We start from the raw sequence: 11,408 nt of genomic DNA on the forward strand, positions 1-11,408 counted from the left end.
CACTCAGAAGGTCAACAAGAAGATGTACCGCGCCGGCATGGCCGCCATCTTCTCGCAACTGGCTCGTGAAGGCCGTCTGGCCGTGGTCGATTCGATCACCGTCGACGCCCCCAAAACCAAGTTGCTGGCTGCCAAGTTCAAGGCCATGGGTCTGAGCTCGGTGCTGGTGATTGCTGACGAGGTGGATGACAACCTGTTCCTGGCCTCGCGCAACCTGCCCAATGTGCTGGTGGTCGAGCCGCGTCACGCTGACCCGCTTTCGCTGGTGCACTACAAGAAGGTGTTGGTGACCAAGGCGGCGATCGAGCAACTCAAGGAGATGTTCGCATGAGCGCCACCCAAGTTACCAAGCCCAAGCACGCCGACAACCGTCTGGCCCAAGTGCTGGTTGCTCCGATCGTGAGCGAAAAGGCCACCGCCGTCGCCGAGAAGAACAACCAGGTGATGTTCAAGGTGCTGCGCGACGCGACCAAGCCCGAGATCAAGGCTGCCGTTGAGCTGCTGTTCAAGGTCGAAGTCGAGTCGGTTCAGACTGTGGTCCAAAAGGGCAAGGTCAAGAAATTCGGTCGTTCGATTGGTCGCCGTGACCACGTCAAGAAGGCGTACGTGTCACTGAAGGCGGGCCAAGAGCTCAACTTCTCTGGGGAGGCCGCGTAATGGCCGTCATCAAAGTCAAGCCGACCTCGCCTGGCCGCCGTGCCGTGGTGAAGGTGGTGCATGCGCACCTGCACAAGGGCAAGCCCGAAGCGTCGCTGGTCGAGCCGCAGTTCCAGCACTCGGGCCGCAACAACAACGGGCACATCACGATTCGCCACAAGGGCGGTGGTCACAAGCACCACTACCGCGTGGTCGACTTCGTGCGCAACAAGGATGGCATCCCGGCGAAGGTCGAGCGCATCGAGTACGACCCGAACCGCACGGCCCACATCGCGCTGGTGTGTTACGCCGACGGTGAGCGTCGCTACATCATCGCCCCGCGTGGTCTGGAAGTGGGTTCCACCGTGCTGAGCGGCGCTGAAGCGCCGATCAAGGCCGGCAACACGCTGCCGATCCGCAACATCCCGGTGGGTTCGATCATTCACTGCATCGAACTGCTGCCCGGCAAGGGTGCGCAGATTGCCCGCTCGGCCGGTACGTCGACGACGTTGCTGGCGCGCGAAGGCACTTACGCTCAGGTTCGCCTGCGTTCCGGTGAAGTGCGCCGCATTCACATCGATTGCCGCGCCACGATCGGCGAAGTTTCGAACGAAGAGCACAGCCTGCGCCAGTACGGCAAGGCCGGCGCGATCCGCTGGAAGGGCATCCGCCCGACCGTTCGTGGCGTTGCCATGAACCCGGTGGACCACCCGCACGGTGGTGGCGAAGGCCGCACGGGCGAAGGCCAGGTGCCGGTGTCTCCTTGGAACACCATGACCAAGGGCTACCGCACTCGCAACAACAAGCGCACGCAGACGTTCATCGTCTCGCGTCGCAAGAAGTAAGAAGGGGCTGACACATGACCCGTTCGCTCAAAAAAGGTCCGTTCGTCGATCACCACCTTCAGGCCAAGGTCGAGAAGGCTGTCGCCACCAAGGACAAGAAGCCCATCAAGACTTGGTCGCGCCGCTCGACGATCCTCCCTGACTTCATCGGTGTGACGATCGCCGTGCACAACGGCAAGCAGCACGTCCCTGTGTATGTCACCGACCAGATGGTTGGCCACAAGCTCGGCGAATTTGCGCTCACCCGCACGTTCAAGGGCCACCCGGCTGACAAGAAGGCCAACAAGAAGTAAGGATGACGACGATGGAAACCAAATCGATCGTTCGCGGCGTCCGCCTCTCTGCCGACAAGGGTCGGCTGGTGGCCGACATGGTCCGCGGCAAGAAGGTGGACCAGGCGCTCAACATCCTGGCATTCACCCCCAAGAAGGCTGCCGGCATCATCAAGAAGTGTCTCGAGTCCGCTATTGCGAACGCCGAGCACAACGATGGCGCCGACATTGACGAGCTGACCGTGAAGACGATCTTCGTCGAGCAAGGTGCCACGCTGAAGCGCTTCTCCGCACGTGCCAAGGGCCGCGGCAACCGCATCAGCAAGCCGACCGCCCACATCTACATCACTGTCGGCAACTAAAGGCAACACCATGGGACAAAAAATCCACCCAACCGGGTTCCGCCTGCCGGTCACGCGCAACTGGGCTTCGCGTTGGTACGCGAACAACCAGAACTTCGCGACCATGCTGGCCGAAGACCTGCAGGTTCGTGATTACCTGAAGGCGCGCCTGAAGAGCGCCGCGGTGTCGCGCATCCTGATCGAGCGCCCCGCCAAGAACGCACGCATCACGATCTTCTCGGCGCGTCCGGGTGTCGTGATCGGCAAGAAGGGCGAAGACATCGAAAACCTGAAGGCCGAACTGACCCGCCGCCTTGGCGTGCCGGTGGCTGTGAACATCGAAGAAGTGCGCAAGCCTGAAATCGATGCCCAGCTGATTGCCGACAGCATCACCCAGCAGCTCGAAAAGCGCATCATGTTCCGCCGCGCGATGAAGCGCGCCATGCAGAACGCCATGCGCCTGGGCGCCCAAGGCATCAAGCTGATGTCGTCGGGCCGCCTGAACGGCATCGAAATCGCTCGCTGCGAGTGGTACCGCGAAGGCCGCGTGCCCCTTCACACCCTGAAGGCCGACATTGACTACGGTTTCTCCGAAGCCAAGACGACCTACGGCATCATCGGCGTGAAGTGCTGGGTTTACCGTGGTGACCGTCTGGCCAATGGCGAGCTGGCACCCCAGGCCAAGCCTGAAGTGCAAGAAGATGATCGCCGTCCGCGTCGCAACACCCGTCCGGGCGCCCCTGGTGCTCCCGCGGGCCGTGGCGGCCGTTCGGGTGGTGCTGGTTTCGACCGCGGCGCTCCGCGCCAAGACGCTGGTCGCCCTGCTGAAGCAGCCGCGCCGGCTGGCGACGCGCCTAAGGCACCCGCTGTCAAGCGCGTGCGCAAGGCGCCGACGCCTGGGGCCACTGAGCCCAAAGGAGAATAAAGAATGCTGCAACCTGCACGCAGAAAATTCCGCAAGGAACAAAAGGGCCGCAACACCGGCGTGGCCACGCGCGGCGCTGCCGTGTCGTTCGGCGACTTCGGCCTCAAGGCCACTGAGCGCGGCCGCCTGACGGCGCGCCAGATCGAAGCGGCTCGCCGCGCGATCTCGCGCCACATCAAGCGCGGTGGTCGGATCTTCATCCGCATCTTCCCGGACAAGCCGATCTCGCAAAAGCCTGCTGAAGTCCGCATGGGCAACGGCAAGGGCAACCCCGAGTACTACGTGGCTGAGATCCAGCCGGGCAAGGTGCTCTATGAAATCAACGGTGTGCCGGAAGAACTGGCCCGCGAAGCGTTCAAGCTGGCTTCGGCCAAGCTGCCGCTGAGCACCACCTTCGTGGCCCGCGCGATCGGCGCCTAAGGAGAGCATGATGAAAGCATCTGAACTTCGCGCCAAGGACGTCGCCGGCCTCGAGAAGGAAGTGGCCGACTTGCTCAAGGCCCACTTCGGCCTGCGCATGCAAAAGGCGACTCAGCAGTTGACCAACCACACCACGCTGGGCAATACCCGCCGTGACATCGCTCGCGCCAAGACCATCCTGGCCGAGAAGAAGAAAGGGGCCGCCAAGTGACTGAAGCCCAAATCAAGCCAAAGAACACGCGGACCCTCGTGGGCCGCGTGGTGAGCGACAAGCGCGCCAAGACCATCACGGTCTTGATCGAGCGCCGTACCAAGCACGAGCTGTACGGCAAGATCGTGGCCAAGTCCAGCAAGTACCACGCTCACGACGAAAAGGGCGAGTACAAGATGGGCGATGTGGTCGAGATCGCCGAAAGCCGGCCGATTTCGAAGACCAAGTCGTGGGTGGTGACTCGCCTGGTCGAGAAGGCGCGCACGGTCTGAGTTGACGTACCCTGCAGGGCCTCAAGCCCCGCTGCAACGGTCGGTGTGCTGAAGTCTGGCGCCCCGGCCGTTTTGCTTTTCTGAACTGACTCTCTGGAGACGAACATGCTCAAGGTTGGCGACAAGCTCCCCGCAGGTGCCCTGCAGGAATTCATCGAAGTCGAAGGCAATGGCTGTTCGCTCGGCCCCAACAGCTTCGACATTGCGACAGCAACGGCTGGCAAGAAGATTGCCGTGTTTGCGCTCCCGGGTGCATTCACGCCCACCTGCTCGGCGCAGCATGTGCCTGGCTACGTGACGCAGGCGGACGAACTCAAGGCCGCGGGCGTCGATGAGATCTGGTGTGTGTCGGTGAATGACGCCTTCGTGATGGGTGCCTGGGGGCGCGATCAGCACACCGCCGGCAAGGTTCGCATGATGGCCGACGGCAGTGCTGCCTTCACCAAGGCCGCCGGACTGGAGTTGGATCTGGTGTCGCGCGGCATGGGTGTGCGCTCACAGCGCTATTCAATGCTGGTGGTGGACGGCGTGGTCAAGTCGCTCAATGTCGAGGGGCCCGGCAAGTTCGAGGTCAGCGACGCGGCGACCCTCCTCAAGCAGGCCAAGGAACTCATCAAGGCCTGATTCCCGAGCGGAGCAAGGGGCTGTTGACACAAGCTACTTGCCTCCCTCATAATCCGCAGCTTCGCCGAAATTCCGGCTACATCGGTATGCCACCTGGCATGCCAACCAAGGTGTAGCAGGCGTCGGCTCCGCCCAAACGGTGAATCGCGCATCCAGCGTGGTGATCTGACGGGCCCAAGACTGCTCGCTCAGGCGAGACAAGTTGGGGACAGAACATGATTCAAATGCAATCGCGACTCGACGTCGCGGACAACACTGGCGCGAAGTCCGTCCAGTGCATCAAGGTGCTCGGCGGCTCCAAGCGCCGCTACGCTGGTATCGGCGACGTGATCAAGGTTTCCATCAAGGAAGCTGCGCCGCGCGGCCGTGTGAAAAAGGGCGAGGTCTACAGCGCCGTCGTCGTTCGCACCGCCAAGGGTGTCCGTCGCCAAGACGGCTCGCTGGTGAAGTTCGACGGCAACGCCGCCGTGCTGCTCAACGCCAAGCTCGAGCCCATCGGCACCCGCATCTTCGGCCCGGTGACGCGTGAACTGCGTACCGAGCGCTTCATGAAGATCGTGTCGCTGGCGCCTGAAGTGCTCTAAGCCGCGGTTGGAGAAAAGCTCATGAACAAGATTCGCAAAGGCGACCAGGTCATCGTGTTGACCGGCCGCGACAAAGGCAAGCGTGGCACGGTGTTGTCGCGCGAGACGGACGAGCGCATCGTCGTCGAAGGCGTGAATGTGGTGAAGAAGCACGTCAAGCCGAACCCGATGAAGGGTACGACCGGTGGCGTGGTCGACAAGACTTTGTCGATCCACCAGTCCAACGTGGCCATCTTCAACCCCGCCACCGGCAAGGCCGATCGCGTGGGTGTCAAGCTGGTTGCCGACGCCAAGACCAACAAGACGAGCAAGGTTCGCGTCTTCCGGTCCAGTGGCGAAGAGATCAAGGCATAAGACATGGCCAAGCAACAAGCCCAACAATCTGCAGCGCCGGCTGTCGCGCGTCTGCAAAAGGTCTATCGCGAGACCATCACGCCCGAGCTCATCAAGAAGTTCGGCTACACCTCGACGATGCAGGTTCCCCGCATCACCAAAATCACGCTCAACATGGGTGTGAGCGAGGCGGTGTCCGACAAGAAGGTCATGGACCACGCTGTCGGCGACCTGACCAAGATCGCCGGCCAGAAGCCAGTGGTCACCAAGTCGAAGAAGGCCATCGCCGGTTTCAAGATCCGTGACGGTGTGCCCATCGGCTGCATGGTCACCCTGCGCGGCGTGCAGATGTATGAATTCCTCGACCGCTTCGTGACGATCGCGCTGCCGCGCGTGCGTGACTTCCGCGGCATCTCGGGTCGCTCGTTCGATGGCCGTGGCAACTACAACATCGGCGTCAAAGAGCAGATCATTTTCCCCGAGATCGAGTACGACAAGGTGGATGCATTGCGTGGTCTGAACATCAGCATCACCACTTCCGCGAAGAACGACGAGGAGTGCAAGGCACTGCTCGCTGCGTTCAAGTTCCCGTTCAAGAACTGAGGTGATCAGTGGCTAAAACTTCCCTCATCCAGCGCGAACTGAAGCGCACCGAGTTGGTCGCCAAGTACAAGAAGAAGTACGACGAACTCAAGGCAACCGCAAACGACGCCAAGAAGTCCGATGAAGAGCGCTATGCCGCTCGCCTCGAACTTCAGAAGCTGCCGCGCAACGCGTACCCCACGCGCCAGCGCAACCGCTGCGAGCTGACCGGCCGCCCCCGTGGCACCTTCCGCAAGTTCGGCCTGGGCCGCAACAAGATTCGCGAGTTGGCGTTCAAGGGCGACATCCCCGGTGTCATCAAGGCCAGCTGGTAATCGGCACGACGATCAGGAGATATCCGAATGAGCATGAGTGATCCTATCGCCGATATGCTGACCCGCATCCGCAACGCGCAGATGGTCGAGAAGACCGCTGTCGTGATGCCGGCGTCCAAGCTGAAAGTGGCGATTGCCAAAGTCCTGAAGGACGAGGGCTACATCGAAAACTTCGCCGTGGTCGGCGAAAAGGCCAAGCCGCAGCTCGAGGTCACCCTCAAGTACTACGCTGGCCGCCCCGTCATCGAGCACATCGAGCGCGTGAGCCGTCCCGGCCTGCGCATCTACAAGGGCCGCCACGACATTCCGAGCGTGAAGAACGGTCTCGGTGTGGCCATCGTCACCACGCCCAAGGGTGTGATGACCGACCGCAAGGCGCGCCAAGCCGGCATCGGCGGCGAAGTGCTTTGCTACGTCGCCTAAGGAAGGGAAGAAGCAAATGTCCCGCGTAGGAAAAATGCCGATCGCCATCCCCAAGGGTGTGGATGTGTCGATCACTGCTGAGCAGATCAGCGTCAAAGGTTCGCTGGGCACGCTGGTGCGTCCCGTGAATGCACTCGTGACCGTGAAGAATGCCGACGGCAAGCTCAGTTTCGAACCTGCCAACGAGACGGTCGAGGCCGATGCGATGTCGGGCACCATGCGCGCTCTGTTGAACAACATGGTCAACGGCGTGAGCAAGGGCTTCGAGAAGAAGCTGACGCTGGTGGGCGTGGGCTTCCGTGCCCAGGCCGCCGGTTCCAAGCTGAACCTGCAGATCGGTTTCTCGCACCCGGTGGCGAAGGACATGCCGGCCGGTGTCAAGGTCGAGTGCCCGAGCCAGACCGAAATCGTGATCAAGGGCTCTGACCGCCAGGTGGTGGGTCAGATCGCTGCGGAAGTTCGCGCGATTCGCCCTCCCGAGCCCTACAAGGGCAAAGGCATCCGTTACGCGGATGAAAAGGTCGTGATCAAAGAGACCAAGAAGAAGTAAGGAGCGCCGAACATGTCACTGAACAAGAAAGATCAGCGCATTCGCCGCTCCCGCCAGACCCGCGCGCGCATTGCCAAGCAGTCCGTGGCCCGCCTGACGGTGTTCCGTACCAACCTGCACATCTACGCCAGCGTCATCTCCGACGACGGCGCCAAGGTGCTGGCCAGCGCGTCCACCGCCGAAGCCGATGTCCGCAAGGAACTCGGTGCTGCTGGCAAGGGTGGCAATGTCAACGCCGCCACCTTGATCGGCAAGCGCATCGCCGAGAAGGCCAAGGCCGCCGGTGTCGAGAAGGTCGCATTCGACCGCGCTGGTTTTGCATACCACGGCCGCGTGAAGGCCCTGGCCGAAGCCGCGCGTGAAGCCGGCCTGCAGTTCTAAGGAATACTGAAATGGCAAAGTTCACTCCCCGCGCGCAAGCCGAAGGCAACGACGACGGCCTGAAGGAAAAGATGATTGCGGTGAACCGTGTCACCAAGGTGGTGAAGGGTGGCCGCACGCTGAGCTTCGCGGCACTCACCGTTGTGGGTGATGGCGATGGCCGCATCGGCATGGGCAAGGGCAAGGCCAAGGAAGTTCCTGTGGCCGTGCAGAAGGCCATGGAATCGGCTCGCCGCAACCTGTTCAAGGTTCAGCTCAAGAACGGCACGATCCACCACAAGGTGGTCGGTGAGCATGGCGCTTCGCGCGTGCTGATGGCTCCGGCCAAGCCCGGTGACGGCATCATTGCCGGCGGCCCGATGCGCGCCGTGTTCGAAGTGATGGGCGTGACCGATATCGTGTGCAAGAGCCTCGGCTCTTCGAACCCCTACAACATGGTTCGTGCCACGCTCGACGCGTTGAAGAACATCAGCACGCCGGCCGAAATCGCCGCCAAGCGTGGTCTGACGGTCGAAGAAATCACCGGCTGATCGGCCCCAAGGAAGACATCATGGCTGACAAGAAAACTCTCAAGGTCAAGCTGGTTCGCAGCATTGCCGGCACGCGCGAGTCGCACCGTGCCACCGTGCGCGGCCTGGGCCTGCGCAAGCTCAACAGCGAAAGCACGCTCGAAGACACGCCCGCAGTGCGCGGCATGATCACCAAGGTCCAGTACCTGGTCAAAGTGCTCTGAGCCTAAGGAACGAAGATGGAACTCAACAGCATCAAACCCGCCACGGGTGCCAAGCACGCCAAGCGCCGTGTTGGCCGTGGCATCGGCTCGGGCCTGGGCAAGACTGCCGGCCGTGGCCACAAGGGCCAGAAGTCGCGTTCGGGTGGCTATCACAAGGTCGGCTTTGAAGGCGGCCAGATGCCTCTGCAGCGCCGCCTGCCCAAGCGCGGCTTCAAGTCGGCTTCGCTCAAGTACAACGCCGAGATCACCTTGGCCGACCTGCAGATTCTGGGCGCCGATGAGATCGACCTGCTGACCCTGAAGCAAGCCGGCCTCGTGAGCCAGCTGGCCAAGGTCGTCAAGGTCATCAAGACCGGCGAACTGAGCAAGAAGGTCACGCTCAAGGGTGTGGGTGCTACCGCGGGTGCCAAGGCTGCCATCGAAGCCGCTGGCGGCTCGGTCGCCTGAGCAGACTCGCCTTAACTACCTACGGAACACGCTTCAGTGGCAACCAACGCGAATCAGCTGGCCAAGAGCGGCAAGTTCGGTGACCTCCGTCGCCGGCTTGTCTTCTTGTTGCTCGCCCTCGTGGTCTATCGCATCGGCGCGCACATTCCTGTGCCCGGCATCGACCCGGCGCAGCTGCAGGCGATGTTCAAGGGCCAGCAGGGCGGGATCCTGAGCCTGTTGAATGTGTTCTCGGGCGGTGCCCTGTCGCGCTTCACCGTGTTTGCGCTGGGCATCATGCCGTACATCTCGGCGTCGATCATCATGCAGTTGATGACCTACGTCGTGCCGACGCTCGAAGCGCTGAAGAAGGAAGGCGAGTCGGGCCGTCGCAAGATCACGCAGTACACCCGCTATGGCACGTTGGGCCTGGCTCTGTTCCAGGCGCTGGGCATTGCGCTTGCACTCGAAGGTTCGCCCGGCCTGGTGATTTCTCCGGGCTTCGGATTCCGCATGACCGCCGTGTTCAGCCTGGTGGCCGGCACGATGTTCCTGATGTGGTTGGGTGAGCAGATCACCGAGCGCGGGTTGGGCAATGGCATTTCGATCCTGATCTTTGGCGGCATTGCAGCTGGCCTGCCGGGCGCCATTGGCGGCCTGCTGGAGCTGGTGCGCACCGGTGCCATGAGCGTGCTGGTGGCCTTGTTCATCGTTGTGATCGTTGCGGCTGTGACCTTCGTCGTGGTGTTCGTCGAACGCGGTCAGCGCAAGATCTTGGTGAACTACGCCAAGCGGCAAGTGGGCAACAAGGTCTATGGCGGCCAGTCGTCGCACCTGCCGCTCAAGCTGAACATGTCGGGCGTGATTCCGCCGATCTTTGCTTCGTCGATCATCCTGTTGCCGGCGACCGCCGTGGGCTGGTTCGCCACGGGCGACAGCCTGCGTTGGCTCAAGGACATCGCCGGGGCGCTGTCGCCGGGTCAGCCGATCTATGTGATGCTGTTTGCTGCGGCCATCGTGTTCTTCTGCTTCTTCTACACGGCACTGGTGTTCAACAGCCGTGAGACGGCAGACAACCTGAAGAAGAGCGGCGCCTTCATTCCTGGCATCCGCCCGGGTGATCAAACGGCCAAGCACATCGACCGCATCCTGTCGCGCCTGACGCTGGCTGGTGCCATCTACATCACTGCGGTGTGCCTGCTGCCTGAGTTCCTGGTGTTGAAGTACAACGTGCCCTTCTACTTCGGTGGCACCTCACTCCTCATCATCGTCGTGGTGACCATGGACTTCTGGGCCCAGGTGCAGTCGTACGTGATGAGCCAGCAGTACGAATCACTGCTGAAGAAGGCAAGTTTCAAGGCCAGCTGAGGCCGGGTTTTAAGCGAACAAGAGACAACGAAACGGTAGGCATGGCGAAAGACGACGTCATTCAGATGCAAGGCGAGATTCTCGAGAATCTTCCCAATGCAACGTTTCGTGTGAAGTTGGAGAACGGGCACATCGTGCTCGGCCATATCTCCGGAAAGATGCGCATGCATTACATCCGCATCCTCCCCGGGGACAAGGTGACGGTCGAGTTGACGCCCTACGACCTGACGCGTGCACGCATCGTGTTCCGCGCGAAGTGACGACAGTCGGGTGCGTTGGTTTGGAATTGAAGCGGTCTGAAAGGCCCTAGGAGAAGAGCATGAAAGTTGCAGCATCGGTGAAGAAGATGTGCCGGAATTGCAAGGTCATCCGTCGCAAGGGCGTGGTGCGCGTGATCTGTACAGATCCGCGTCACAAGCAGCGCCAAGGCTGATCGCAGTCTTCGACGTACAGAGCGAATAGAGGAAGAACATGGCACGTATTGCTGGTATCAACATTCCGCCGCACAAGCACGCCGAAATCGGCCTGACTTCGATCTACGGCATCGGCCGCACCACGGCGCAGAAGATCTGCACCGCCAGCGGTGTTCCGTTCGATCGCAAGATCAAGGACCTGACGGATGCCGATCTGGAAAAGATCCGTGAGGAAATCGGTCGCATGACCATCGAAGGCGACCTGCGCCGCGAGATGTCCATCAACATCAAGCGCCTGATGGACCTCGGTTGCTACCGTGGTTTCCGCCATCGCCGTGGCCTGCCGGTTCGCGGCCAACGCACCAAGACGAACGCTCGCACCCGCAAGGGCCCGCGCAAGTCCGGCGCCCTGGTCAAGAAGTGATCGCTGTCCGCAGCGCACACTTGACGAGCACACAGACGAGCACAGCAAGAGAGAGTCGACATGGCTAAAGCACCGAATACCGCCGCCCAACGCGTGCGCAAGAAGGTCCGCAAGAACGTTGCGGACGGCATCGCGCACGTCCACGCGTCGTTCAATAACACGATCATCACCATCACCGACCGGCAGGGCAATGCCCTGTCGTGGGCCTCGTCCGGCGGCCAGGGCTTCAAGGGTTCACGCAAGTCGACTCCCTTCGCAGCCCAGGTCGCGTCCGAGGTCGCCGGCCGCGCCGCGATCGAGCAGGGCATCA

At 61.7% G+C, this 11,408-nt stretch carries 25 protein-coding genes; all 25 read left to right on the top strand.

The features are described from left to right. Positions 1-331: 50S ribosomal protein L4 (gene rplD, locus VFL64_RS17655; RefSeq protein ID WP_489541692.1), on the top strand; the 331-nt coding region annotated here is incomplete at its 5' end. Then, on the top strand, positions 328-657 hold the full coding sequence (rplW, locus tag VFL64_RS17660) for a 50S ribosomal protein L23 (RefSeq protein ID WP_027693434.1): 330 nt from the start codon (positions 328-330) through the stop codon (positions 655-657). The genes rplD and rplW, both read left to right, overlap by 4 nt. After that, positions 657-1,481 (top strand): 50S ribosomal protein L2, encoded by an 825-nt coding sequence (rplB, locus tag VFL64_RS17665; RefSeq protein WP_027693433.1) that lies wholly within the window; start codon positions 657-659, stop codon positions 1,479-1,481. The genes rplW and rplB overlap by 1 nt, the downstream gene beginning before the upstream one ends. Positions 1,482-1,495: 14 nt before the next feature. Further along, a complete protein-coding gene (gene rpsS / locus VFL64_RS17670; RefSeq protein WP_257826450.1) occupies positions 1,496-1,774 on the top strand; it encodes a 30S ribosomal protein S19 in 279 nt (92 codons plus the stop codon). An 11-nt stretch (positions 1,775-1,785) separates the two neighbouring features. Further along, the gene (gene rplV, locus VFL64_RS17675) at positions 1,786-2,115 is read left to right on the top strand and encodes a 50S ribosomal protein L22 (protein ID WP_489541710.1); all 330 of its coding nucleotides are present in this window, start codon (positions 1,786-1,788) and stop codon (positions 2,113-2,115) included. Positions 2,116-2,125: 10 nt separating this feature from the next. Continuing rightward, positions 2,126-3,019 (top strand): 30S ribosomal protein S3, encoded by an 894-nt coding sequence (gene rpsC / locus VFL64_RS17680; RefSeq protein ID WP_489541693.1) that lies wholly within the window; start codon positions 2,126-2,128, stop codon positions 3,017-3,019. 3 nt (positions 3,020-3,022) lie between these two features. Next, positions 3,023-3,439, top strand: a complete 417-nt coding sequence (gene rplP, locus VFL64_RS17685) for a 50S ribosomal protein L16 (protein ID WP_489541694.1) — start codon at positions 3,023-3,025, stop codon at positions 3,437-3,439. Between the two features lie 7 nt (positions 3,440-3,446). Beyond that, on the top strand, positions 3,447-3,650 hold the full coding sequence (rpmC, locus tag VFL64_RS17690; RefSeq protein ID WP_489541695.1) for a 50S ribosomal protein L29: 204 nt from the start codon (positions 3,447-3,449) through the stop codon (positions 3,648-3,650). Beyond that, a complete protein-coding gene (gene rpsQ, locus VFL64_RS17695; protein ID WP_489541696.1) occupies positions 3,647-3,922 on the top strand; it encodes a 30S ribosomal protein S17 in 276 nt (91 codons plus the stop codon). The genes rpmC and rpsQ overlap by 4 nt, the downstream gene beginning before the upstream one ends. Before the next feature lie 105 nt (positions 3,923-4,027). After that, the gene (locus VFL64_RS17700; RefSeq protein WP_489541697.1) at positions 4,028-4,546 is read left to right on the top strand and encodes a peroxiredoxin; all 519 of its coding nucleotides are present in this window, start codon (positions 4,028-4,030) and stop codon (positions 4,544-4,546) included. A 215-nt stretch (positions 4,547-4,761) separates the two neighbouring features. Then, a complete protein-coding gene (rplN, locus tag VFL64_RS17705) occupies positions 4,762-5,130 on the top strand; it encodes a 50S ribosomal protein L14 (protein WP_201810338.1) in 369 nt (122 codons plus the stop codon). 21 nt (positions 5,131-5,151) lie between these two features. Next, on the top strand, positions 5,152-5,484 hold the full coding sequence (gene rplX / locus VFL64_RS17710; protein WP_489541698.1) for a 50S ribosomal protein L24: 333 nt from the start codon (positions 5,152-5,154) through the stop codon (positions 5,482-5,484). A 3-nt stretch (positions 5,485-5,487) separates the two neighbouring features. Then, on the top strand, positions 5,488-6,066 hold the full coding sequence (rplE, locus tag VFL64_RS17715; protein WP_489541699.1) for a 50S ribosomal protein L5: 579 nt from the start codon (positions 5,488-5,490) through the stop codon (positions 6,064-6,066). Between the two features lie 8 nt (positions 6,067-6,074). Further along, positions 6,075-6,380, top strand: coding sequence for a 30S ribosomal protein S14 (gene rpsN, locus VFL64_RS17720; RefSeq protein WP_489541700.1), 306 nt, complete (start codon positions 6,075-6,077; stop codon positions 6,378-6,380). A gap of 27 nt (positions 6,381-6,407) precedes the next feature. Beyond that, entirely contained in the window at positions 6,408-6,803 is a 396-nt protein-coding gene (gene rpsH, locus VFL64_RS17725) for a 30S ribosomal protein S8 (RefSeq protein WP_489541701.1), read from the top strand. A gap of 16 nt (positions 6,804-6,819) precedes the next feature. Further along, the gene (gene rplF / locus VFL64_RS17730; protein ID WP_489541702.1) at positions 6,820-7,353 is read left to right on the top strand and encodes a 50S ribosomal protein L6; all 534 of its coding nucleotides are present in this window, start codon (positions 6,820-6,822) and stop codon (positions 7,351-7,353) included. A gap of 12 nt (positions 7,354-7,365) precedes the next feature. Beyond that, positions 7,366-7,734, top strand: coding sequence for a 50S ribosomal protein L18 (rplR, locus tag VFL64_RS17735; RefSeq protein WP_489541703.1), 369 nt, complete (start codon positions 7,366-7,368; stop codon positions 7,732-7,734). An 11-nt stretch (positions 7,735-7,745) separates the two neighbouring features. After that, positions 7,746-8,264, top strand: coding sequence for a 30S ribosomal protein S5 (rpsE, locus tag VFL64_RS17740; protein WP_489541704.1), 519 nt, complete (start codon positions 7,746-7,748; stop codon positions 8,262-8,264). 20 nt (positions 8,265-8,284) lie between these two features. Next, positions 8,285-8,467 (top strand): 50S ribosomal protein L30, encoded by a 183-nt coding sequence (rpmD, locus tag VFL64_RS17745; protein ID WP_489541705.1) that lies wholly within the window; start codon positions 8,285-8,287, stop codon positions 8,465-8,467. 15 nt (positions 8,468-8,482) lie between these two features. After that, positions 8,483-8,914 (top strand): 50S ribosomal protein L15, encoded by a 432-nt coding sequence (gene rplO, locus VFL64_RS17750; RefSeq protein ID WP_489541706.1) that lies wholly within the window; start codon positions 8,483-8,485, stop codon positions 8,912-8,914. Positions 8,915-8,950: 36 nt separating this feature from the next. After that, positions 8,951-10,261, top strand: a complete 1,311-nt coding sequence (gene secY / locus VFL64_RS17755; protein ID WP_489541707.1) for a preprotein translocase subunit SecY — start codon at positions 8,951-8,953, stop codon at positions 10,259-10,261. A 41-nt stretch (positions 10,262-10,302) separates the two neighbouring features. Next, positions 10,303-10,521, top strand: a complete 219-nt coding sequence (gene infA / locus VFL64_RS17760) for a translation initiation factor IF-1 (RefSeq protein ID WP_047489367.1) — start codon at positions 10,303-10,305, stop codon at positions 10,519-10,521. Positions 10,522-10,580: 59 nt separating this feature from the next. Continuing rightward, entirely contained in the window at positions 10,581-10,694 is a 114-nt protein-coding gene (gene rpmJ / locus VFL64_RS17765) for a 50S ribosomal protein L36 (protein ID WP_011830995.1), read from the top strand. A gap of 38 nt (positions 10,695-10,732) precedes the next feature. After that, positions 10,733-11,098 (top strand): 30S ribosomal protein S13, encoded by a 366-nt coding sequence (rpsM, locus tag VFL64_RS17770; RefSeq protein WP_489541708.1) that lies wholly within the window; start codon positions 10,733-10,735, stop codon positions 11,096-11,098. A gap of 60 nt (positions 11,099-11,158) precedes the next feature. Further along, the coding region (rpsK, locus tag VFL64_RS17775) for a 30S ribosomal protein S11 (RefSeq protein WP_489541709.1) at positions 11,159-11,408 on the top strand (250 nt) is incomplete at its 3' end.

The organism is Rhizobacter sp. (assembly GCF_035702065.1).
GTDB lineage: Bacteria > Pseudomonadota > Gammaproteobacteria > Burkholderiales > Burkholderiaceae_C > Rhizobacter.